At 71.1% G+C, this 22,658-nt stretch carries 20 protein-coding genes; all 20 read left to right on the top strand.

All coding sequences use genetic code 11. The features are described from left to right. Nucleotides 1-43: 43 nt before the first annotated feature. Nucleotides 44-1,438 carry a diaminopimelate decarboxylase gene (lysA, locus tag AB0J08_RS26795; RefSeq protein ID WP_360639421.1) on the top strand — a complete coding sequence of 465 codons (1,395 nt, stop codon included), beginning with the start codon at nucleotides 44-46 and terminating at the stop codon, nucleotides 1,436-1,438. A gap of 136 nt (nucleotides 1,439-1,574) precedes the next feature. Then, entirely contained in the window at nucleotides 1,575-2,867 is a 1,293-nt protein-coding gene (locus tag AB0J08_RS26790; protein ID WP_360639418.1) for a homoserine dehydrogenase, read from the top strand. A gap of 8 nt (nucleotides 2,868-2,875) precedes the next feature. Further along, the gene (gene thrC, locus AB0J08_RS26785; RefSeq protein WP_360639415.1) at nucleotides 2,876-3,997 is read left to right on the top strand and encodes a threonine synthase; all 1,122 of its coding nucleotides are present in this window, start codon (nucleotides 2,876-2,878) and stop codon (nucleotides 3,995-3,997) included. A gap of 338 nt (nucleotides 3,998-4,335) precedes the next feature. Further along, nucleotides 4,336-5,271, top strand: coding sequence for a homoserine kinase (gene thrB / locus AB0J08_RS26780; RefSeq protein ID WP_360639412.1), 936 nt, complete (start codon nucleotides 4,336-4,338; stop codon nucleotides 5,269-5,271). Nucleotides 5,272-5,876: 605 nt separating this feature from the next. Next, entirely contained in the window at nucleotides 5,877-7,994 is a 2,118-nt protein-coding gene (gene rho / locus AB0J08_RS26775; protein WP_360639409.1) for a transcription termination factor Rho, read from the top strand. Nucleotides 7,995-8,120: 126 nt separating this feature from the next. Then, nucleotides 8,121-9,242, top strand: a complete 1,122-nt coding sequence (locus tag AB0J08_RS26770) for an LCP family protein (RefSeq protein ID WP_360639406.1) — start codon at nucleotides 8,121-8,123, stop codon at nucleotides 9,240-9,242. Nucleotides 9,243-9,438: 196 nt separating this feature from the next. Further along, on the top strand, nucleotides 9,439-9,660 hold the full coding sequence (gene rpmE, locus AB0J08_RS26765) for a 50S ribosomal protein L31 (RefSeq protein ID WP_360639403.1): 222 nt from the start codon (nucleotides 9,439-9,441) through the stop codon (nucleotides 9,658-9,660). Between the two features lie 127 nt (nucleotides 9,661-9,787). After that, nucleotides 9,788-10,864 carry a peptide chain release factor 1 gene (prfA, locus tag AB0J08_RS26760; protein WP_360639400.1) on the top strand — a complete coding sequence of 359 codons (1,077 nt, stop codon included), beginning with the start codon at nucleotides 9,788-9,790 and terminating at the stop codon, nucleotides 10,862-10,864. Nucleotides 10,865-10,924: 60 nt separating this feature from the next. After that, nucleotides 10,925-11,791 (top strand): peptide chain release factor N(5)-glutamine methyltransferase, encoded by an 867-nt coding sequence (gene prmC / locus AB0J08_RS26755; protein WP_329489609.1) that lies wholly within the window; start codon nucleotides 10,925-10,927, stop codon nucleotides 11,789-11,791. A gap of 119 nt (nucleotides 11,792-11,910) precedes the next feature. Then, complete coding sequence (locus AB0J08_RS26750; protein ID WP_360639397.1) at nucleotides 11,911-12,558, top strand: L-threonylcarbamoyladenylate synthase; 648 nt, start codon at nucleotides 11,911-11,913, stop codon at nucleotides 12,556-12,558. Between the two features lie 29 nt (nucleotides 12,559-12,587). After that, a complete protein-coding gene (locus AB0J08_RS26745; RefSeq protein ID WP_360639491.1) occupies nucleotides 12,588-13,226 on the top strand; it encodes a protein-tyrosine-phosphatase in 639 nt (212 codons plus the stop codon). Between the two features lie 371 nt (nucleotides 13,227-13,597). Then, entirely contained in the window at nucleotides 13,598-14,902 is a 1,305-nt protein-coding gene (locus AB0J08_RS26740) for a serine hydroxymethyltransferase (RefSeq protein WP_360639394.1), read from the top strand. 132 nt (nucleotides 14,903-15,034) lie between these two features. Continuing rightward, nucleotides 15,035-16,378: an MraY family glycosyltransferase gene (locus tag AB0J08_RS26735; protein ID WP_360639391.1), complete on the top strand. Its 1,344-nt coding sequence runs from the start codon at nucleotides 15,035-15,037 to the stop codon at nucleotides 16,376-16,378. Nucleotides 16,379-16,700: 322 nt separating this feature from the next. After that, the gene (locus AB0J08_RS26730; RefSeq protein ID WP_360639388.1) at nucleotides 16,701-17,144 is read left to right on the top strand and encodes a hypothetical protein; all 444 of its coding nucleotides are present in this window, start codon (nucleotides 16,701-16,703) and stop codon (nucleotides 17,142-17,144) included. Nucleotides 17,145-17,429: 285 nt separating this feature from the next. Further along, nucleotides 17,430-18,245, top strand: a complete 816-nt coding sequence (gene atpB / locus AB0J08_RS26725) for a F0F1 ATP synthase subunit A (protein ID WP_360639385.1) — start codon at nucleotides 17,430-17,432, stop codon at nucleotides 18,243-18,245. A gap of 89 nt (nucleotides 18,246-18,334) precedes the next feature. Then, entirely contained in the window at nucleotides 18,335-18,577 is a 243-nt protein-coding gene (atpE, locus tag AB0J08_RS26720) for an ATP synthase F0 subunit C (RefSeq protein ID WP_030302757.1), read from the top strand. A 34-nt stretch (nucleotides 18,578-18,611) separates the two neighbouring features. After that, a complete protein-coding gene (locus AB0J08_RS26715; protein ID WP_360639382.1) occupies nucleotides 18,612-19,172 on the top strand; it encodes a F0F1 ATP synthase subunit B in 561 nt (186 codons plus the stop codon). Next, a complete protein-coding gene (locus AB0J08_RS26710) occupies nucleotides 19,169-19,984 on the top strand; it encodes a F0F1 ATP synthase subunit delta (protein ID WP_360639379.1) in 816 nt (271 codons plus the stop codon). Before AB0J08_RS26715 ends, AB0J08_RS26710 begins: the two co-directional genes overlap by 4 nt. A gap of 151 nt (nucleotides 19,985-20,135) precedes the next feature. Further along, complete coding sequence (gene atpA / locus AB0J08_RS26705) at nucleotides 20,136-21,710, top strand: F0F1 ATP synthase subunit alpha (RefSeq protein WP_360639376.1); 1,575 nt, start codon at nucleotides 20,136-20,138, stop codon at nucleotides 21,708-21,710. 32 nt (nucleotides 21,711-21,742) lie between these two features. Next, the gene (locus tag AB0J08_RS26700; RefSeq protein WP_360639373.1) at nucleotides 21,743-22,657 is read left to right on the top strand and encodes a F0F1 ATP synthase subunit gamma; all 915 of its coding nucleotides are present in this window, start codon (nucleotides 21,743-21,745) and stop codon (nucleotides 22,655-22,657) included. Nucleotide 22,658 lies beyond the last annotated feature (1 nt).

Raw genomic sequence — 22,658 nt, 5'->3', positions numbered from 1 at the left:
GACCGTCGCCGCCCCTCGCCATAGGTCTAGGAAGTCAGCAGAGATGAGTCGCTCCGCACACCCCGCAGGCCCCCGTCACGGCGACGTGCTGCCCGAGGGGCACTACCAGGCGCCGCCGAGCGACCTGAACGCGCTCGACCCCAAGGTCTGGTCGAGGAACGTCGCCCGCGGCGCCGACGGCGTGGTCACCGTCGGCGGCCTCGACGTCAAGCGGCTCGCCGCCGAGTTCGGCACTCCGGCGTACGTCATGGACGAGGACGACTTCCGTACCCGGGCCCGCGCCTGGCGCGAGGCCTTCGGCACCGACGCGGACGTCTACTACGCGGGCAAGGCCTTCCTCTCCAAGGCGATCGTGCGCTGGCTGCACGAGGAGGGCCTCAACCTCGACGTGTGCAGCGTCGGCGAGCTGGCGGTGGCGCTGGCCGCCGGGATGCCGCCGGAGCGGATCGCGCTGCACGGCAACAACAAGACCGTGGACGAGCTCGAACACGCGGTGAAGAGCGGCGTCGGGCACATCGTGCTGGACTCCTACGAGGAGATCGAGCGGCTGGCCGCGATCGCCGGCCGCCAGGGCGTGCGCCAGCCGGTGCTGATCCGGATCACGGTCGGCGTCGAGGCGCACACCCACGAGTTCATCGCGACCGCGCACGAGGACCAGAAGTTCGGCCTCTCGCTGGGAGGCGGCGCGGCCGCCGAGGCGGTCCGCCGGGTCCTCGCCCACGGCGCGAGCCTGGAGCTGCGCGGCATCCACTCGCACATCGGCTCGCAGATCTTCGACACGGCCGGCTTCGAGGTCGCCGCCCGCCGGGTGGTCGGCCTGCTCGCCGAGATCCGCGACGAACACGGCGTCGAGCTGCCCGAGATCGACCTCGGCGGCGGCCTCGGCATCGCCTACACCAGCGAGGACGACCCGCGCGAGCCGGCCGAGATCGCCGCCGCGCTGGCCGACATCGTCCGCCGCGAGTGCGCCGCCGCGAACCTGAGCGCCCCCCGGCTCTCGGTCGAGCCCGGCCGTGCGATCGTCGGCCCGACGGCCTTCACGCTGTACGAGGTGGGCACCGTCAAGCCGCTGGAGGGCCTGCGCACCTATGTCAGCGTGGACGGCGGCATGTCCGACAACATCCGCACCGCGCTCTACGACGCGGAGTACTCGGTGGCCCTGGTGTCGCGCGACAGCGACGCCGAGCCGATGCTGGTCCGGGTGGTCGGCAAGCACTGCGAGTCCGGCGACATCGTCGTCCGGGACGCCTTCCTGCCGGCCGACCTGACCGCCGGTGACCTGATCGCGGTGCCCGCCACCGGCGCCTACTGCCGTTCGATGGCGAGCAACTACAACCACGCCCTGAAGCCGCCCGTGCTGGCGGTCAAGGACGGCTCGGCCCGGGTGATCGTCCGGCGCGAGACGGAAGAGGATCTCCTGCGTCTCGATATCGGATGACGAAATTCTTGTCTCAGATCATGGAACGACCGTAGATCCGTACGGAAAGTCCCGGAGACTGGTACTGACCGAAGATCCGGCGGATCCCCGAAATACCGCCGGAAACCGAAGCACGAAGAATGCAGAGCGGAGTCGGATGATGCGTACGCGGCCGCTGAAGGTGGCGTTGCTGGGCTGTGGTGTGGTGGGCTCCGAGGTGGCGCGCATCATGACGACGGACGCCGCCGACCTCGCCGCGCGCATCGGCGCGCCGGTCGAGCTCGCCGGCATCGCGGTCCGGCGGGCCGGCCGGGTGCGCCCGGGCGTGCCCGAGCACCTGATCACCACCGATGCCGAGGCCCTGGTCAGTCGGGGCGACATCGATGTGGTCATCGAGGTGGTGGGCGGTATCGAGCCCTCCAAACACCTCATCCTGTCGGCGTTCCGGGGCGGCGCCTCGGTGGTCAGCGCCAACAAGGCGCTGCTCGCCAAGGACGGCACCGAGCTGCACGCCGCGGCCGCCGAGGCCGGGGTGGACCTCTACTACGAGGCCGCGGTGGCCGGCGCGATCCCGCTGATCCGCCCGCTGCGCGAGTCCCTCGCCGGCGACAAGGTCAACCGGGTGCTCGGGATCGTCAACGGCACCACCAACTTCATCCTCGACAAGATGGACAGCACCGGCGCCGGCTACTCGGAGGCTCTGGAGGAGGCCACCGCGCTCGGCTACGCCGAGGCGGACCCGACGGCCGACGTGGAGGGCTTCGACGCAGCCGCCAAGGCCGCGATCCTGGCCGGCATCGCCTTCCACACCAAGGTCACCGCGGCGGACGTCTACCGCGAGGGCCTGACCGAGGTGACCGCCGCCGACATCGCCTCCGCCAAGCAGATGGGCTGCGTCGTCAAGCTCCTCGCGATCTGCGAGCGGGCGGCGGACGGCGCGTCCGTCACCGCGCGGGTCCACCCGGCGATGATCCCGCTCTCGCACCCGCTGGCCTCCGTCCGCGAGGCGTACAACGCGGTGTTCGTGGAGGCCGAGGCGGCCGGTCGGCTGATGTTCTACGGCCCGGGCGCGGGCGGCGCGCCGACCGCCTCGGCGGTCCTCGGCGACCTCGTCGCGGTCTGCCGCAACAAGCTCGCCGGCTCCACCGGCCCCGGCGACTCGGTGTACACCCGGCTGCCGGCCAAGCCGATGGACGAGGTCGTCACCCGGTACCACGTCAGCCTGGACGTGGACGACCGCGCGGGCGTGCTCGCCCAGGTGGCGTCCACCTTCGCCGAGCACGGGGTCTCCATCGACACCGTGCGCCAGCAGGGCCGCGACGGCGACGCCTCGCTCGTTGTGGTCACCCACCGTGCCACCGACGCCGCGCTGTCGGCGACGGTCGACAAGCTCCGCGCGCTGGACAGCGTGCGGGACGTGGCCAGCATCATGCGGGTCGAAGGGGAGTAGGAAGAGCCATGAACGACGTGATCGCGGGCCGCCCCGAGAGCCAGCCGGCGAGCGGGCGAGCGGCGGCGCACACCCACCAGTGGCGCGGGCTGATCGAGGAGTACCGCGACCGCCTGCCGGTCAGCGACACCACGCCGGTGGTCACCCTGCTTGAGGGTGGCACGCCGCTGGTCCCCGCCCAGGTGCTCTCCGAGCGCACCGGCTGTGAGGTCTACCTCAAGGTCGAGGGCGCCAACCCCACCGGGTCCTTCAAGGACCGCGGCATGACGATGGCCATCTCCAAGGCGAAGGAGGACGGCGCCCAGGCCGTCATCTGCGCCTCCACCGGCAACACCTCGGCCTCCGCCGCCGCCTACGCGGTGCGCGCCGGGATGGTGTCGGCGGTGCTGGTGCCGCAGGGCAAGATCGCGCTCGGCAAGATGGGCCAGGCACTGGTCCACGGCGCCAAGATCCTTCAGGTGGACGGGAACTTCGACGACTGCCTCACTCTTGCGCGTGAACTGTCCGAGAAGTACCCGGTGGCGCTGGTCAACTCGGTGAACCCGGTGCGGATCGAGGGTCAGAAGACCGCCGCCTTCGAGATCGTGGACATGCTCGGCGACGCGCCGGACATCCACGTCCTCCCGGTCGGCAACGCGGGCAACATCACCGCGTACTGGAAGGGCTACCGCGAGTACGCCACCGACGGGTTGGCCACCCGGACGCCGCGGATGTGGGGCTTCCAGGCCGCCGGCTCGGCCCCGATCGTGGACGGCGCGCCGGTGCTCAAGCCGCAGACCATCGCCACCGCGATCCGGATCGGCAACCCCGCCTCCTGGGACTACGCGCTCGCCGCGCGGGACGAGTCGGGCGGTCTCATCGACAAGGTGACGGACCGTCAGATCCTCTCCGCCTACCGGCTGTTGGCCGCGCAGGAGGGTGTCTTCGTGGAGCCCGCCTCGGCCGCCTCGGTGGCCGGTCTGCTGGCCAAGGCGGAGGCCGGCCTGGTCGACCCGGGCCAGCGGATCGTCTGCACGGTGACCGGCAACGGCCTCAAGGACCCGGACTGGGCGGTGGCCGGCGCACCTCAGCCGCAGGTCGTCCCGATCGACGCCGAGGCCGCGGCCCACCGCCTCGGTCTGCTCGACTGACCGGATTCCGCCCCCCGGGCCGACCCTTTCGGGGGTCGGCCCGGACTCGTTCTCGGCTGACTCTTTTGTGTCAATTCCGGCACTCATTCCGGTGCCATTCCGGCATGAATTCCGGCCAGAACCGGCAACACACCAGATCGAAGGCCCACGGGGTGTACCACTGTGGAACCTCTCTTCGATACTCTGGGTTCGGCCGTGTGGCACATGCCCCGGGTCCGGCCCGTCCACGGGTCGCGCCGACGACTGTGACCGCCCGCCCCGATCGGGGCCCGCGGCCCCCTCCCACCCTCGCACCGACGCGCTTCGCGCCGCCCGATTTCCCCAGGAGAGTCCACCGCATGGCCGGTCCTGCGTTCCGTGCCGCCGCCGTCCGGGTCCGGGTTCCCGCGACCAGCGCCAACCTCGGCCCGGGCTTCGACGCCTTCGGACTCGCGCTGGGTCTGTACGACGACGTGGTCGTCCGGGTCGCCGACTCCGGGCTCTCCGTCGACATCGCCGGCGAGGGCGCCGAGACGCTCGCCCGGGACGAGCGCCACCTGGTGGTACGCGCGATGCGCGCCGCCTTCGACCGGCTCGGCGGCCAGCCGCGCGGCCTCGAAGTGGTCTGTGCCAACCGGATACCGCACGGCCGTGGCCTGGGCTCCTCGTCCGCCGCGATCGTGGCCGGCATCGTGGCCGCCCGGGCCGTCACCATCGGCGGCCCGTCCGCGCTGGACGACGACGCGCTGCTGGCCCTCGCCTCCGAGCTGGAGGGCCACCCCGACAACGTCGCGGCCTGCCTGCGCGGCAACTTCACGGTGGCCTGGACGGACGAGGAGTCGGCCAAGGCCGTCACCCTGGAGCCGTCCGAGCGGGTCGTCCCGGTGGTCTTCGTCCCGGCGACCGAGGTGCTCACCGAGACCGCCCGCGGGCTGCTGCCCCGGACCGTCCCGCTGGCCGACGCCGCCGTCAACGCGGGCCGCGCCGCCCTGCTGGTCGAGGCCCTGACCCGCCGCCCCGAGCTGCTGCTCGCCGCCACCGAGGACCGGCTGCACCAGGACTACCGGGCCTCCGCGATGCCGGACAGCGCCGCCCTGGTGGGCGCGCTGCGTGCGGAGGGCATCCCCGCGGTGATCTCCGGGGCCGGCCCGACCGTGCTCGCGCTCACCGACGAGGCGGGCGCCGACAAGGTGCTGGCCTTCGCCGACGACGCAGGTCAGGGCGGTCCGGTGTTCGCCGCGCACCGCCTGGAGCTCGACCGGGCCGGGGCGTCGGTGCTCCCGCTCGACGGCTGAGCGCCGGTCCGGCGGCCCGGATCCGGCCGTGCCGGGGCCGGACCGTCCGGACACGATTGGCAAGCGCAAGGCTGGGGAATGTCTGAGGGGGTCGGTAGTGTTAACCTCATTGCTGCACCAGGTGCCCTCCGGGGCTCGGTGCGCCGCGTCCCGATCCCAGCACTCCGCTCACGCGGAGTCCCGGCGATATACGGGGCGACGATTCTCCGGGAGCCCACCGCAGCGCGTACGCAGCCTGCCTGCGCGACTTGCGGCCGCATCCCGAAGCCGTGACGGCACCTGACTCCCACCCCGCAGCCTCCCACCTTGAGGCGAGGACGGGCGGAGCACGGGCCACCGTCACGCGACGGGGGCCCGGGATTCGCAGGCAGCGTGGGGGTACCACCCGGCCAAGGCCGGCTGGGGGAGGGTCGGCACACGACCGTCCCACCGCGCCACTCAGCACCACCGTGCTTCACGCACCGCACCTCGCAGCTCTCCTCCGACTGGCTACCCGCCATCCGGAGGATCACCGCCTCGGACCGACGCAGTCGAGCGTTGGTCAGGACAGCACAACCGGTCGCCGAGCCAGACAGGCCGACGTCCGCTCCAGGGAAGGACCCTTAGTGAGCGACACCACCGATCTGATGGGCGCGCGCCCGGACGCCGAGGCGTCGGACGCAGCCGCCGCCCCCGCGGCCCCGGCCCGGCGCCGTCGCACCGCTGCCGCGGGCCTGGACGGCCTCGTCCTGGCCGAGCTGCAGAAGCTCGCCTCGACGCTCGGTATCAGCGGCACGGGACGCCTGCGCAAGAGCCAGCTGATCGAGGCCATCAAGGAGAAGAGCGGCGGGGACCCGCTGCTCGCCGCCGGTGCGGCCCCCGCCGCCGCTCCGGCCGCCAAGCGCTCCACCGCCAAGGCCGGCACCGCCGAGCCGGCGGAGAAGCCCGCCCGCCGGACCAAGGCCGCCCCGGCCGAGGCCCCGGCCGCCGACGAGCAGGCCCAGATCGAGATTCCGGTCCAGGCCGCCGCCGAGACCGCCGCGCCCGCCCGTACCGAGCGCACCCGCCGCCGGGCCACCTCGGCCGCCGGCGCGCCGACCGCCGACGCCGTCGCCGCCGAGGCGCCCGCCGCGGTCGCCACCGAGGCCAAGCAGGCCGAGGCCCGCCCGGCCGAGACCCGTGGCTTCGAGGGCCGCGAGGAGGGTCGCACCGAGACCCGCCGCGACCGCCGGGACCGTCGTGACCGCCGCGAGGGCGGCGAGCGCGAGGGCCGCCCGGAGGGCGGCGACGCCCAGGCCGGCCAGGACGCCGACTCCCGCGAGTCGCGCCGTGACCGCCGCAACCGCCGGGACCGTGCCGACCGCCAGGGCGGCCAGGGCCAGGGCGGCCAGAGCCAGCAGCAGCAGGGCGGCCAGAGCGACAGCCAGCCGAGCCGCCAGAGCGGCGGCGGCCAGCAGGCCCAGCCGCAGGTGCAGCAGGGCGGCTACGACGACGACGAGTTCGGCGACGGCCGGCGCGGCCGCCGCGGCCGCTACCGCGACCGCCGGGGCCGTGGCAGCCGCCGCGAGGGCTTCGAGGTCGGCCCCGCCGAGCCGCAGGTCGGCGACGACGATGTGCTGATCCCGGTCGCGGGCATCCTCGACATCCTCGACAACTACGCGTTCGTGCGCACCTCCGGCTACCTGCCGGGCCAGAACGACGTCTACGTCTCGCTCGCCCAGGTCCGCAAGAACGGCCTGCGCAAGGGTGACGCCATCACCGGTGCGGTGCGCCAGCCGCGCGACGGCGAGCGCCGCGAGAAGTTCAACGCCATGGTGCGGCTGGACTCGGTCAACGGCATGGACCCGGAGAGCGGCCGCGGCCGCCCGGAGTTCAACAAGCTGACCCCGCTCTACCCGCAGGACCGGCTCCGCCTGGAGACCGACCCGGGCGTGCTGACCACCCGGATCATCGACCTGGTGTCGCCGATCGGCAAGGGCCAGCGCGGTCTGATCGTCGCGCCGCCGAAGACCGGTAAGACGATGGTGCTGCAGGCGGTCGCCAACGCGATCACCCACAACAACCCCGAGTGCCACCTGATGGTCGTCCTGGTCGACGAGCGTCCGGAGGAGGTCACCGACATGCAGCGGTCGGTGAAGGGCGAGGTCATCTCCTCGACCTTCGACCGCCCGGCCGAGGACCACACCACTGTCGCGGAGCTGGCCATCGAGCGCGCCAAGCGCCTGGTGGAGCTGGGCCACGACGTGGTGATCCTGCTGGACTCGATCACCCGCCTGGGCCGCGCCTACAACCTGGCGGCGCCGGCCTCCGGCCGCATCCTGTCCGGTGGTGTCGACTCGACCGCGCTGTACCCGCCGAAGAAGTTCTTCGGTGCCGCGCGCAACATCGAGAACGGCGGCTCGCTGACGATCCTGGCCACCGCGCTGGTCGAGACCGGCTCGCGGATGGACGAGGTCATCTTCGAGGAGTTCAAGGGCACCGGCAACATGGAGCTCAAGCTCGACCGCAAGCTCTCGGACAAGCGCATCTTCCCGGCCGTCGACGTCGACGCCTCCAGCACCCGCAAGGAGGAGATCCTGCTGGGCAGCGAGGAGTTGGCCATCGTCTGGAAGCTCCGCCGGGTGCTGCACGCGCTCGACTCGCAGCAGGCGATCGAGCTGCTGCTGGACAAGATGAAGCAGACCAAGAGCAACGCCGAGTTCCTGATGCAGATCGCCAAGACGACCCCCGGGTCCGGCGACTGACCGCATCCGAGCGGCTCGTGAGCACAGAACCCTGGTCCGCGCGAGCGGGCCAGGGTTCTCTGCTTGTTCCAGAGTTGGGACATTTGGCGGCCTTTGGATCATGTTGTCCGATTTACTCTGGACCGTATGGCCGACCACAAGAGGGTTCTCACCCGCCGCCGCAAGGCCCTGCGCGCGGCCGCGTGCGCGTTCGCCGCGCTCGTCGTCCTCGGCGCCGGTGCGGCCGGTTACGCCTACGTCAAGCTCAACGGCAACATCAAGAGCGTCGACATCGACGCCCGGCTGGGCACGGCCCGGCCGCCGGCCGCCACCGACGGCTCGTTCAACATCCTGGTGCTGGGCTCGGATTCGCGGGCCGGCGGGAACGGCGCGCTGGCCGGCGGCGACACCGCTGACACCGCCCGCTCGGACACCGCGATGGTGGTGCACGTCGACCAGGGCCACACACGGGCCGAGGTGGTCTCCATACCCCGGGACACCCTGGTCACCCGCCCCGACTGCACCGACGGGAGCGGCAAGGCCGCCCCGGGAGCCAAGCGCGCGATGTTCAACAGCGCGTACGAGGCCGGTGGCGCCGCGTGTGCGGTCAAGACCACCGAGCAGCTCACCGGCCTGCGGATGGACCACTACATCGAGATCGACTTCGCCGGCTTCGCCCGGGTCGTGGACGCGATCGGCGGGGCCACCGTGACCACCACCGTCCCCATCCAGGACAAGGACAGCGGGCTGGACCTCCCGGCCGGTGAGCACCACCTCGACGGGAAGCAGGCGCTGGCCTTCGTCCGGACCAGGCACGGCGTCGGCGACGGCAGCGACCTCGGCCGGATCGAGCTGCAGAAGCAGATGGTCAGGTCGCTGCTCGGACAGGCCGGCGGGATCGGGCTGTTCGCCAACCCCGTCAAGCTCTGGTCGGTCGGCGACACCCTGACCCGCAGCATCACCACCGACTCCGCACTGGCCTCGGTGAACTCCCTGGTGGGGCTGGCCGAGGAACTCAAGGGAATCGGCCCGGACCAGCTCACGATGGTCACCCTGCCGGTCGTGACGGCGCCCGGCGACGCCAACCGCGTGGTCGCCCGGCAGCCGCAGGCCGACCAGCTCTGGGCGGCCCTGAAGGCCGACCGGCCGCTCCCGCAGGCCGTGCTGGCCGAGCAGCCGCAGAACCCCGCCCAGACGACCCCGGCGGCCCCCACGGCCCCTCCGAAGGCCACCGCCAAGGCCTCGGCGAAGGCCACGGCCGGCGGCTGAGGCGAGCCCCTCCCCGAGGCGCTGGGAACCGTCCCGGCCCGGCCCGGCGGGTCTGCCCCGGAGGCCCGGAATATCCTGGAACGCGACCCGGTTTGGGAAGAAGCGGCCGGTCCTGGCAGACTGGTACGTCGGTCCCGGTTCACGTGCGGCATTCAAGCCGCCGACCCGGTGCCCTCCCGAACACTAGGAGAACCCCTTGAAGCCCAACGTTCACCCCGAGTACGTGGTCACCCGTGTGACCTGCACCTGCGGCAGCGAGTTCACGACCCGCTCGACCGAGACCAGTGGCGAGATCCGCGCCGAGGTCTGCTCGCAGTGCCACCCGTTCTACACCGGCAAGCAGAAGATCCTCGACACCGGTGGCCGCGTGGCCCGCTTCGAGGCCCGCTTCGGCAAGCAGCACAGCGCGAAGGCCTAGCGCTCCCTCGGCGCCGGTTTTCGGTGCCCCCGTACTCGTTCCGGGGGCGCTGGAGACCGGCGCCGTTCGCGTCCCACGGCGCATCCGCGCCATCTCTCCACCGGATCTCAGGGAAGAAGGCCCCTTCATGTTCGAGGCAGTCGAAGAGCTCCTCGTCGAGCACGCCGCCCTCGAAACGAGGCTGGCCGACCCGTCCGTCCACGCCGACCAGGCCAACGCGCGCAAGCTCGCCAAGCGGTACGCCGAGCTGACCCCGATCACCCGGGTCTACCGCGCCTGGCGGCAGGCCGGCGAGGACATCGAGGCCGCGCGCGAACTCGCCGCCGAAGAGCCGGAGTTCATCGCCGAGGTGAAGGACTCCGAGGCCCGCCGCGAGGAGCTGACCGAGGAGCTGCGCCTGCTGCTCGTCCCGCGCGACCCCAACGACGACAAGGACGTCATCCTGGAGATCAAGGCGGGTGAGGGCGGCGAGGAGTCGGCGCTGTTCGCCGGCGACCTGCTCCGGATGTACCTGCGCTTCGCCGAGCGGATCGGCTGGAAGACCGAGATCATCGACGCCAACGAGTCCGACCTCGGCGGCTACAAGGACGTCTCGGTGGCCGTGAAGACCAGGGGCGGCACCGAGCCCGGCCAGGGCGTCTGGGCCAAGCTGAAGTACGAGGGCGGCGTCCACCGGGTGCAGCGCGTCCCGGCCACCGAGTCGCAGGGCCGCATCCACACCTCCGCGGCGGGCGTGCTGGTCACCCCCGAGGCGGAGGAGGTCGAGGTCGAGATCGTCGCCAACGACCTGCGGATCGACGTCTACCGCTCGTCCGGCCCCGGCGGCCAGTCGGTCAACACCACCGACTCCGCGGTCCGGATCACCCACCTCCCGACCGGTATCGTGGCGTCCTGCCAGAACGAGAAGAGCCAGCTGCAGAACAAGGAGCAGGCGATGCGCATCCTGCGTTCGCGGCTGCTGGCCGCCGCGCAGGAGGAGGCCGAGCGGGAGGCCTCGGACGCGCGTCGCAGCCAGGTCCGCACCGTGGACCGCTCCGAGCGGATCCGCACGTACAACTACCCCGAGAACCGCATCTCGGACCACCGCACGGGCTTCAAGTCCTACAACCTGGACCAGGTCCTGGACGGCGAGCTGAACGCGGTGATCCAGTCCTGCGTGGACACGGACGCCGCGGCCAAGCTCGCCGCGGCCCAGCAGAACTGAGACCGGCGTCCGGGTCCGAATGCACCAGAGAAGCCGCAGCGCAGAAACAAGAGGTCGTTCGTGAACCTGCTGCTTGCCGAGGTGGCCCAGGCCACCCAGCGGTTGGCCGCGGCCGGCGTGCCGTCGCCGCGCTTCGACGCGGAGGAGCTCGCCGCACACGTCCACAGCGTGAAGCGCAGCCAGCTGCACACGGTCAAGGACGCGGACTTCGACGCCCGCTACTGGGAGGCGGTCTCCCGCCGCGAGGCGCGCGAGCCGCTGCAGCACATCACCGGCCGGGCGTTCTTCCGCTACCTGGAGCTGGCGGTCGGCCCCGGGGTCTTCGTGCCCCGCCCGGAGACCGAGTCGGTCGTGGAGTGGGCCATAGACGCCGTCCGCGACATGGACGTCGCCGAGCCCCTGGTGGTCGACCTCTGCTCCGGCTCGGGCGCCATCGCGCTCGCCCTCGCCCAGGAACTGCCGCGCTCCACCGTGCACGCCTTCGAGCTGGACGAGGGCGCGCTGCGGTACACCCGGCGCAACATCGAGGCCAGCTCCGACCGCGCCCGCGTCACCCTGCACGCCGGCGACGCCACCAAGGCCTTCGAGGACGACCGCTCCTGGGACGGCCGCTTCGACCTGGTGATCTCCAACCCGCCGTACATCCCGCTCACCGAGTGGGAGTACGTCGCCCCCGAGGCCCGCGACCACGACCCGCAGATGTCGCTGTTCTCCGGCGAGGACGGGCTGGACACCATCCGCGGCATCGAGCGGGTCGCCGCCCGCCTGCTGCGCCCGGGCGGTGCCGTGGTGATCGAGCACGCCGACACGCAGGGCGGCCAGGTGCCGTGGATCTTCAACGAGGAAGGCGGCTGGACGGACACCGCCGACCACCGCGACCTCAACAACAGGCCTCGCTTCACGACGGCCCGGAGGGTCTCGTTGTGAGCATCGAGCGCCGCACAACAGCCCGAAGGGTCTCGTCGTGAACTCCCGGTGCGGCCGCACCGGGCGCGAGGCCGCGCTGTGAACGCCGACATGAGTCATCTCGGAAGGGGACCGCACCGATGAGCCGCCGCTACGACTGTGCCGATGCCGGGGACCGCGCCACCGGTCTGCGCGAGGCCGCCTCGGCCATCCGCCGCGGCGAAATCGTCGTGCTGCCCACCGACACCCTGTACGGGGTCGGTGCCGACGCCTTCTCGCCGCAGGCCGTCGCCGCGCTGCTGGCCGCCAAGGGCCGGGGCCGCAACATGCCCTCGCCCGTCCTGGTCGGCTCGCCGACCACCCTGCACGGCCTCGTCACGGACTTCTCCGAGCAGGCCTGGGAGCTCGTCGACGCCTTCTGGCCCGGCGGGCTCACCCTGGTCGCCAAGCACCAGCCCTCGCTGCGCTGGGACCTCGGTGAGACCCGCGGCACGGTCGCCGTCCGGATGCCGCTGCACCCGGTCGCGATCGAGCTGCTGAACGCCACCGGCCCGCTCGCCGTCTCCAGCGCGAACCTGACCGGCGGCCCGTCCCCGGCCACCTGCGACGAGGCCCAGCAGCAGCTCGGCGACGCCATCTCCGTCTACCTGGACGGCGGCCGGGCCGACCACGCCACCGCCTCCTCCATCGTCGACGTCACGGGCAAGGTCCCGGTCCTGCTGAGGGCCGGCGCGATCAGCGCCGAGCAGCTGAGGGAGGTCGTCCCCGACCTGGAGGCCGGCAGTTGACGACCGCCTCCCTCCATGCCGGGCCCGGCATATCGCCCTACCTGAGCGTGGGCCCCAGGCCGCTGGACCACTTCCGGATCCTGTTCGTCTGTACCGGGAACATCTGCCGCTCGCCGATCGCCGAGCGGCTCACCCGGCGTGAGCTGGACACCCGGCTCAGCCCCCGGGTGGCCGGGCGGATCCTGGTGGAGAGCGCCGGCACCTGGGGCCACGAGGGCGCGCCGATGGAGGACCACGCCGCCACGGTGCTGGACGAGTACGGCGCCGACAGCGGCGGCTTCGCCGGCCGCGAGCTGCTCGACGAGCACGTGGTCGAGGCGGACCTGGTGCTCACCGCGACCCTGGACCACCGCGCCCAGGTGATCTCGATGGGCCACGAGGCGGGGCTGCGCACCTTCACCCTGAAGGAGTTCACCCGCCTGGTCCGGACGATAGACCCGGGCACCCTGCCCGACCCGCGCCGCGGCGCGGACGTCACAGAGCGGGCCCGCGCCCTGGTCCGGGCCGCGGCCGCGCTGCGCGGCTGGCTGCTCGCCGCCAGCCCGGAGTCGGACGAGGTCCACGACCCGTACGGCGCGCCGATCGGCATGTTCCGCAACTGCGGCGAGGAGATATTCCACGCGGTCGACCCGGTGGTCACCGCGCTCACCGGAGTACCCGCGCGCTGAGGCTGGCTGCTCTGTCGCCCGCTCGCCTCCGGGCCGCTTGATCCGGTGCCGACGGTCGGCGCTCCAACGCCCCTCGTCCCTCGGGGCGTCCTCGCTTCTCTCTTTCGGCACCGGCGCGGCCCTTCGGCTCGGGGCGGGTTCGGTGCGGGGCGGGGGTCACTACGGGCGGGGTGGGGCGTGGCGTCCTTGTTTGTCCCTCTCGGCACCGGGGTGGCCTCGTGCGGGCTCTGCTCGCCGGCGGGCCCCGCTCGGCGGTACCGGTCGGGCCCTGCGGCGTCCGGCCGGGTGCATCGGGCCCGCGTCGACAGGCCGGTCGCGGGGCCCGGTCCTACGCTGGAGGCACCTGCCCGACGCTGCCCGGGAGTTCCGCCATGACCGTCACCGATGCCGCGACCGGTTCCTCCGAGACGACGGGGCGGTGGGCGTCCGAAGCGCTGCGCCGGGCCGACCCGCAGCTGGCCGACCTGCTCGCCGCCGAGGCCGAGCGGCGTGCCGAGACGATCCAGCTGCTGGCGGGGGAGAACCTCACCAGTCCGGCCGTGCTGGCCGCGCTGGGCGGCCCGCTGATCGACAAGTACGCCGAGGGCTACCCCGGCCGGCGCCACCACACCGGCTGCGCGCTGGCGGACGCCGCCGAGCTGCTGGCGATTGACCGGGCCCGCCAGCTGTTCGCCGCCCCGCACGCCAACGTCCAGCCCCGGTCGGCCACTTCGGCCATGCTGGCGACGTACGCCGCGCTGCTGCGCCCCGGTGACGTGGTGCTGGCGATGTCGCTGGAGCACGGCGGCCATCTCAGTTGCGGCTCACGCGCCAACTTCTCCGGGCGCTGGTTCGACTTCATCGGCTACGGGGTGCGTCAGGACGACGGCCTGATCGATCTCGACCAGGTCCGCGAGCTCGCCCGCGAGCACCGGCCGAAGGCCATCGTGGCCGGTTCGATCTCCCATCCCCGGCACCCGGACTGGGCGGCCTTCCGGGAGATCGCCGAGGACGTGGACGCCTATCTGATCGCCTCCGTCGCCCAGACCACCGGCCTGGTCGCGGCGGGGGTGGCGCCCTCCCCGGTGCCGTACGCGGACGTCACCGTGGCCGCCACCCACAAGCTGCTCCGGGGCCCGCGCGGCGGCCTGCTGCTCTCCACCGCCGAGCTGGCCGAGCGGATCGACCGGGCGGTCTTCCCGTTCAGCCAGGGCGGCGCCGCGATGAACGAGGTGGCCGGCAAGGCCGTCGCCTTCGCCGAGGCGGCCACTCCCGAGTACCGCGCCTACGCCCACCGCACGGTGGCGGGGGCGCGCGTGCTGGCGGCGGGGCTCGCCGAGGCCGGGATGCGCCCGTTGACCGGCGGTACCGACACCCATCTGGTGACGGCCGACGTCGGACCGCTCGGCGTGAGCGGTGCCGAGGCCGAACGCCGCTGCGCCGCCGCCGGGCTGCTGCTCGGCAAGTGCGCACTGCCGTTCGACCCCGCGCCGCCGTCCGAGGCCTCCGGGATCCGGCTCGGTACCGGTACCGTCACCACGCAGGGCATGGGGGAGGCCGAGCTGGCCGAGATCGCCGCGCTGATCGGACGGCTGCTCGCCGAGGGTACGGACGTCCGGATCGGAGCCCGGGTCCGCGAGCTGGCGCGGGCCTTCGCCGCCCCCGACCGGGGGGTATCGCACTCTCCTACCCGGTAGGGCGAACCGCGATGCACGCGCCGGGCGTCCGACTCAATAAGGTGTGTGCCGTGGCGACGCACCTCGAACCCCGGACAGGCACGGGAGTACCTTCGGTACCCACCCGTCGGACAGTGACGCAGGAGGCCGGTAGTGCGTGAGTATCTGCTGGTGCTGTTCTGCACGGCGGCCGTCACCTACCTGCTGACCGGCCCGGTGCGGAAGTTCGCGATCGCGGCCGGCGCGATGCCGCCGGTCCGCGCCCGTGACGTGCACCGCGAGCCCACGCCGCGGCTGGGCGGCATCGCCATGTTCGGCGGCCTCTGCGCGGGCATCCTGGTCGCCTCCCAGCTGGACAACCTCAGCAAGGTGTTCTCCCAGGGCACCGACATCCGCGCACTGCTCTCCGGCGCCGGGATCATGTGGCTGCTCGGCGTGCTCGACGACAAGTGGGGCGTGGACGCGCTGGTCAAGCTCGGCGGCCAGATGATCGCCGCCGGTGTGATGGTCTGGCAGGGCGTCACCGTCATCACCCTGCCGGTGCCCGGCGTCGGCGCGGTCGCGGTGAGCCCCACCCAGGGCATGGTCATCTCGGTCACCATGGTCGTCGTCATGGTCAACGCGGTGAACTTCATCGACGGTCTGGACGGCCTGGCCGGCGGCATGGTCTGCATCGCCGCGATGGCCTTCTTCCTGTACTCCTACCGGCTCTGGTACGGCTACACGATCACCGACGCGGCTCCCGCCGTGCTCTTCAGCGTGCTGCTGATCGGGATGTGCCTGGGCTTCCTGGTGCACAACGTGCACCCGGCCCGGATCTTCATGGGCGACTCCGGCTCGATGATGCTCGGCCTGATGCTGGCCGTCGCCGCGATCTCCATCACCGGCCGCGTCGACCCGGACCTCATCACCAGCGAGACCGGTTCGCAGACCGCCACCGTGCACGCCCTGGTGCCGATCTACATCCCGCTGCTGCTGCCGCTGACCGTCATCGCGCTGCCGCTGGCCGACCTGCTGCTCGCCGTGGTCCGCCGCACCTGGGCCGGCCAGTCGCCGTTCGCCGCCGACAAGCGGCACCTGCACCACCGGCTGCTCCAGGTCGGCCACTCGCACAGCCGGGCCGTCCTGATCATGTACTTCTGGGCGGCGCTGATCGCCTTCGGCACCGTCGCCTTCTCGGTCACCAACACCGGCCGTACGGTCGCGCTGACGCTGGCCGGGCTCTGCCTGGTCGGCCTGGTGGTGCTGCTCACCCCGCGCTTCCGCCCCCGCGCGCCGCGGGCCGTGCAGGCCTTCGTGCCGCCGCGCTACCGGCGCCGCAACCCGGGCCGGGCCGTCGCGCGGGTCGCCGAGGGCGATGCCCCGGCGGCCGCCGCGAGCACGGAGCCGATGGCCGAGCTGTCCGCGAAGGACAAGGAACTGCTCGGCGGTCTGGGGCCCAAGGGGGGTTCGTCGGCGGCCGGCGGTCGGGGTCACGGCAGCGGTCGCGGCCGGTAGTACCGGCAGGTGGCGGCGGCGGGTGGAAGCGCCTGACGCGTCGTCAAGGTGGTTCACCCGTACGGGGGCACTGTTGGGCCGCCGGTGTGACAGGTGCCACACAATCATGGTAAAGCTCTCATCAAATAGTTTGTGATACCGTTCACGAGTACCGAGAACACGCCGAAAGACCTGACAGGTGGAGGACTTCCGTCCCCGGTCGGTCTCCCTCGACGGGCTCGCCGCAGAGCGGCCGGTCCGCGGCGGTCTCTTGGTCCGGTGTCACCCACCACGTTCTGTGCCCGTCCCCCCGCCACATCGACATGCCGCCGGAGCTGCCGACATGCCGTCCAACGACGCGCGGATCCTCCGCGGCGCCGCGATCCCCACTGCGGTCGCCGGGATCATCGCCATGGCGATCTCCTTTGCCGTCGCGGGTGGCAAGGGAGCGCTCGGTGCCCTCTTCGGAACGCTGCTGGTGATGGCCTTCTTCAGCTTCGGCCAGGTCGCACTCGACCGGCTGACCAGGTCGAACCCGCAGATCATGATGGCTGCCGGGCTCCTGGTCTACACCACTCAGATCCTGCTGGTCGGTATCGTCCTCGCGGTCTTCAAGAACACCGAACTCTTCAACCGACAGGCCTTCGCCTTCACGCTGCTCGGTTGCGCCCTGATCTGGACGGGCTTCCAGGTCCGCGGCGCACTCAAGGCCAAGACCTTCTACGTCGACACCGACGCCTCCGAAAACAAGGGCGACAAGCCTTCCGACTCGGGACGTCAACAGTGACGAGGCCTGACTGTCCCCCCAGCGAGGGGGGCGGTGTTTATACCGTCCTGACGGGCTGCTATCGTCCGTCGCAACAACGGAGTACGGGAAGAGGCCAGGTCTGTCCGCACGATGGACGGATCGCCCCCCGGATCCTTGCAGTCTTCGATGATCCCGCTGTGGTGCAGAGCACTTCCGCGCGGGGTCGGCGAGAAACCCATCAAGTTCCAGTGCCGCACCGTGGCCGCAGGCCACGCCGACACACCGAGGTTGCCGTAACCATGCGTCACGACGAAGGAGTCCGTGGTGAGTGCTGAACTCACGTCTTCGCTCGCCTCAGGCAGTTGCCACTTCGGGGACGCTGGCTGCGGCTTCCCGGCCCCGGGCCTGAACGAGTTCCAGTTCGAGCCGATCTTCTCGATCGGCAGCGTCGAGTTCAACAAGCCGATGCTGCTGTCGATCATCGTCTCGCTGCTCGTCGTCGCCTTCTTCTGGGCCGCCTTCGCCAAGCCGCGCCTCGTGCCCGGCAAGCTGCAGCTGGTCGGTGAGATCGGCTACGACTTCGTCAAGCGGTCCATCGTGCTGGAGACGATCGGCAAGAAGGGCGAGAAGTACGTCCCGATGCTGGTCTCGATGTTCTTCTTCGTCTGGTTGATGAACATCATGTCGGTCATCCCGTTCGCCCAGTTCCCGGTGACGGCGGCGATCGCGTTCCCGGCCGGCCTCGCGGCCGTCGTCTGGGTCACCTACATGACGCTGACCTTCAAGAAGCACGGCTTCGTCGGCGGTCTGAAGAACCTCTGCTGGCCCTCGGGCATTCCCGGCTGGGTCATGTTCATCCTGGTGCCGATCGAGTTCTTCTCGAACATCTTCGTGCGTCCGTTCACGCTCGCGGTCCGAGCCTTCGCGAACATGTTCGCCGGCCACCTGCTGATCGTGATGTTCTCCATCGCCTCCTGGTACCTGCTCAGCCCGACCCTGGGCGCGCTCTACGGCTCGGCCTCGTTCATCGTCGCCGTCGGCCTGACCGCCTTCGAGCTGCTGGTCCAGTTCCTGCAGGCCTACATCTTCGTGATGCTGGCCAGCAGCTACATCGCCGGTGCCCTCGAAGAGGCGCACTGAGCCAGGGGCCACGGCCCTCCTGAACCACTCCCGGAACGCCCGGTGGCCAATCACCACCGGTACACCATCCCCGCAAAGGACACACTGCAATGAGCATGCTCGCTGAGGTCGGCGTCTACGGTTCCGTCGCTTCCATCGGTTACGGCCTCGCCGCGATCGGCCCCGGCATCGGCGTCGGTCTGATCTTCGGTAACGGCGTGCAGGCCATGGCCCGCCAGCCCGAGGCCGCCGGCCTGATCCGCTCCAACATGTTCATCGGCTTCGCGCTGACCGAGGCGCTCGCCCTCATCGGCATCGTCATGCCGTTCGTCTTCGGCCAGGGCCCCAAGTAATCCCGGCTGTAGACCCTTCGAGGAAGGTCCAGATATGAGCATCGTGGCTCACCTCGCGGAGGAGGAGGAGATCATGAATCCTCTCCTCCCCGCATGGCCCGAGATCATCATCGGCCTGCTCTGCTTCTTCATCGTCTTCGGGATCCTCGGCAAGAAGCTCCTCCCCAGCATCGAGAAGGTGCTGTCGGAGCGCCGGGATGCGATCGAGGGCGGTATGGAGCGCGCCGAGGCCGCTCAGGCTGAGGCCCAGGCCCTGCTTGAGCAGTACCGCGCCGAGCTCGCCGAGGCGCGTCACGAGGCTGCCCGCATCGTCGAGCAGTCCCGTGAGCAGGGCGCTGCCCAGCTCGCCGAGATGCGCGAGGAGGGCCAGCGTCAGCGCGAGGCCATCGTCGCCGCCGGTCACGCCCAGATCGAAGCCGACAAGAAGCAGGCGACTGCCGCCCTGCGCCAGGACGTCGGGTCGCTCGCTTCGCAGCTGGCCTCCCGCATCGTGGGTGAGTCCCTTGAGGACCACGCCCGGCAGAGCGGCGTGATTGACCGCTTCCTGGACGAGCTGGAGGCCAAGGCCACCGTTGCTCAGGGTGCGGCCAAGTGATCGGCGCAAGCCGCGAGGCCCTCGCCGCCGGGCGGCAGAACCTCGAAGCCCTGACCGACTCCACCTCGGTGGACGCGGTCAAGGTGGCCGAGGAGCTCACCGCCGTCACGGTCCTCCTGGACCGTGAGGTGTCGCTGCGCCGCGTTCTGACCGACCCGTCCCGGTCGGGCCAGGACAAGGCCCAGCTGGTCTCCTCGCTGCTGACCGGACAGGTCTCCGGCGAGACCCTCGACCTGGTCTCCGGCCTGGTCCGCTCCCGCTGGTCGGGCTCGCGTGACCTGGTCGACGGGGTCGAGGAGCTGGCCGCGTACGCCGAGGTCATCGCCGCCGACAAGGCCGGTGTCCTGGACGACGTCGAGGACGAGCTGTTCCGGTTCGGCCGGGTGGTGAGCGGCTCTCAGGAGCTGCGCGCCGGCCTGACCGAGCCCAAGGCCGGTGCCGTCGCCAAGGCTGCGCTGATCAAGAAGCTGCTCGGCGGCCGCGCCAACGCGGGCACCGTCCGGCTGGTCACCGCCCTGGTGAACAACCCGCGTGGCCGTAGCCTTGAGCAGGGCCTGGAGTCCTACTCGAAGCTCGCCGCCGCACGGCGCGGGCGCGTGGTGGCCCTGGTCACCACCGCGGTGCCGCTGTCGGACGGCCAGAAGGAGCGCCTGGAGGGTGCTCTGGGCCGGCTGTACAGCCGCCGGGTCCACCTGAACATCGACGTCGACCCCGAGGTCGTCGGCGGTGTCCGGGTCCAGATCGGCGACGAGATCATCGACGGCACCGTGTCGAGCCGCCTCGAAGGCGCTCGCCAGTCGCTCGAAGGCTGAGCACCGAAGCACATCCGACCCTCGGTCGGGAACCGGCTCCACCGGAGCCGGCAAATCGTACGGCCGGTTCGAGAGACCCGGCCGAGAGTCGAATACTTGCGGCCCTCAATGGCGGGCCGAGGATCGCAAACTAGGAGAGCAGGGAAGCCTGATGGCGGAGCTTACGATCCGTCCGGAGGAAATCCGGGACGCGCTGGCCGACTTTGTCCAGTCGTACCAGCCGGACGCCGCCTCGCGTGAAGAGGTCGGCACGGTCACTGACGCGGCGGACGGCATCGCCCATGTCGAGGGTCTGCCCTCGGTCATGGCGAACGAGCTGCTGAAGTTCGAGGACGGCACGCTCGGCCTCGCGCTGAACCTCGACACCCGTGAGATCGGTGTCGTCATCCTCGGTGAGTTCGGCGGCATCGAGGAGGGCCAGACGGTGCGTCGCACCGGCGAGGTCCTCTCCGTGCCGGTCGGCGACGGCTACCTCGGCCGCGTCGTGGACCCGCTGGGCAACGCGATCGACGGTCTGGGCGACATCGCCTCCACCGGGCGTCGCGCCCTGGAGCTGCAGGCCCCCGGCGTCATGGTCCGCAAGTCGGTCCACGAGCCGATGCAGACCGGTATCAAGGCCATCGACGCGATGACCCCGATCGGCCGCGGCCAGCGTCAGCTGATCATCGGCGACCGCCAGACCGGCAAGACCGCGGTGGCGATCGACACGATCATCAACCAGCGCGACAACTGGCGCTCGGGCGACCCGAAGAAGCAGGTCCGCTGCATCTACGTCGCCGTGGGCCAGAAGGGCTCCACCATCGCGTCCGTGCGCGGTGCCCTGGAGGAGGCCGGCGCGCTGGAGTACACCACCATCGTGGCTGCTCCCGCCTCCGACCCGGCCGGCTTCAAGTACCTCGCCCCGTACACCGGTTCGGCCATCGGCCAGGAGTGGATGTACGACGGCAAGCACGTCCTCATCATCTTCGACGACCTGTCGAAGCAGGCCGAGGCGTACCGCTCCGTGTCGCTGCTGCTCCGTCGTCCGCCGGGCCGCGAGGCCTACCCGGGTGACGTCTTCTACCTGCACTCCCGCCTGCTGGAGCGCTGCGCGAAGCTCTCCGACGAGCTGGGTGCCGGCTCGATGACCGGTCTGCCGATCATCGAGACCAAGGCCAACGACGTCTCGGCGTACATCCCGACCAACGTCATCTCGATCACCGACGGCCAGTGCTTCCTGGAGTCCGACCTGTTCAACGCCGGCATCCGCCCGGCCGTGAACGTCGGTATCTCGGTCTCCCGCGTCGGTGGCTCGGCCCAGATCAAGGCCATGAAGTCGGTCGCCGGCCGCCTGCGCCTGGACCTGGCCCAGTACCGTGAGCTGGAGGCGTTCGCCGCCTTCGGTTCCGACCTGGACTCGGCCTCCAAGGCCCAGCTGGAGCGCGGTGCGCGCATGGTCGAGCTGCTCAAGCAGGGCCAGTACCAGCCGTTCCCGGTCGAGGAGCAGGTCGTCTCCATCTGGGCCGGCACCACCGGCAAGCTGGACGACGTCCCGGTCGCGGAGATCCGCCGCTTCGAGCGCGAGTTCCTGGACCACCTGCGCCTTCAGCACAAGAACCTGCTGGCCGGCATCGTCGAGACCTCCAAGCTGGAGGACGGCACCATCGACGCGCTGACCACGGCGATCGACGCCTTCAAGCAGGGCTTCACCACGGCTGACGGCAAGCTGCTCTCCGAGCAGGCCTGAGTCCGGTAACGAGGGAAAGGACGTAACGACCCATGGGAGCACAGCTTCGGGTCTACAAGCGCCGGATCCGCTCTGTCACCGCGACGAAGAAGATCACCAAGGCGATGGAGATGATCTCCGCGTCGCGCATCGTCAAGGCGCAGCGCGCGGTGGCCGCCTCCACTCCGTACGCCGATGAGCTCACCCGGGCGGTGACGGCGGTGGCCACCCGGTCCAACGCCAAGCACCCGCTCACCACCGAGAACCCGAACGCCTCGCGTGCCGCCGTCCTGATGATCACGGCGGACCGCGGCCTGGCGGGCGGCTACTCGACCAACGCCATCAAGCAGGCGATCGCGCTCAGCGCGAAGCTGCGCAACGAGGGCAAGGACGTGGTGACGTACATCGTCGGCCGTAAGGGCGTCTCGTACTACAACTTCCGTGACCTCGCGGTCGCGGAGTCGTGGACGGGCTTCTCGGACAAGCCGACCTACGGTGACGCCAAGGCCGTCGCGGCCGATCTGATCGAGGCCTTCACGGCCGAGACCGGTGGCGTGGACGAGCTGCACCTGGTGTCGACCAAGTTCGAGTCCATGCTGACTCAGACCGCGGTGGACGCCCGGCTGCTGCCGCTGAAGCTCGACGAGGTCGAGCTCAGCGACGAGTCGAAGGCCACGCACGAGATCTTCCCGCTGTACGACTTCGAGCCGTCGGCCGAGGGCGTCCTCGACGCGCTGCTGCCGCGGTACGTCGAGAGCCGGATCTACAACGCGTTGCTGCAGTCCGCCGCTTCGGAGCACGCCGCACGTCGGCGCGCGATGAAGAGCGCGACGGACAACGCCGGAGAGCTCATCAAGTCGCTCACGCGGCTTGCCAACTCGGCCCGTCAGGCCGAGATCACCCAGGAAATCAGCGAGATCGTCGGCGGTGCCAACGCCCTCGCCGACGCGAGCCGCGGGAGCGAATGAG

Source organism: Kitasatospora sp. NPDC050463 (assembly GCF_040655255.1).
In the GTDB taxonomy this organism is placed as follows: Bacteria; Actinomycetota; Actinomycetes; order Streptomycetales; family Streptomycetaceae; genus Kitasatospora.
The sequence above is the reverse complement of the archived record's forward strand: the minus strand, read 5'-3'. Positions and strand labels throughout refer to the sequence as shown.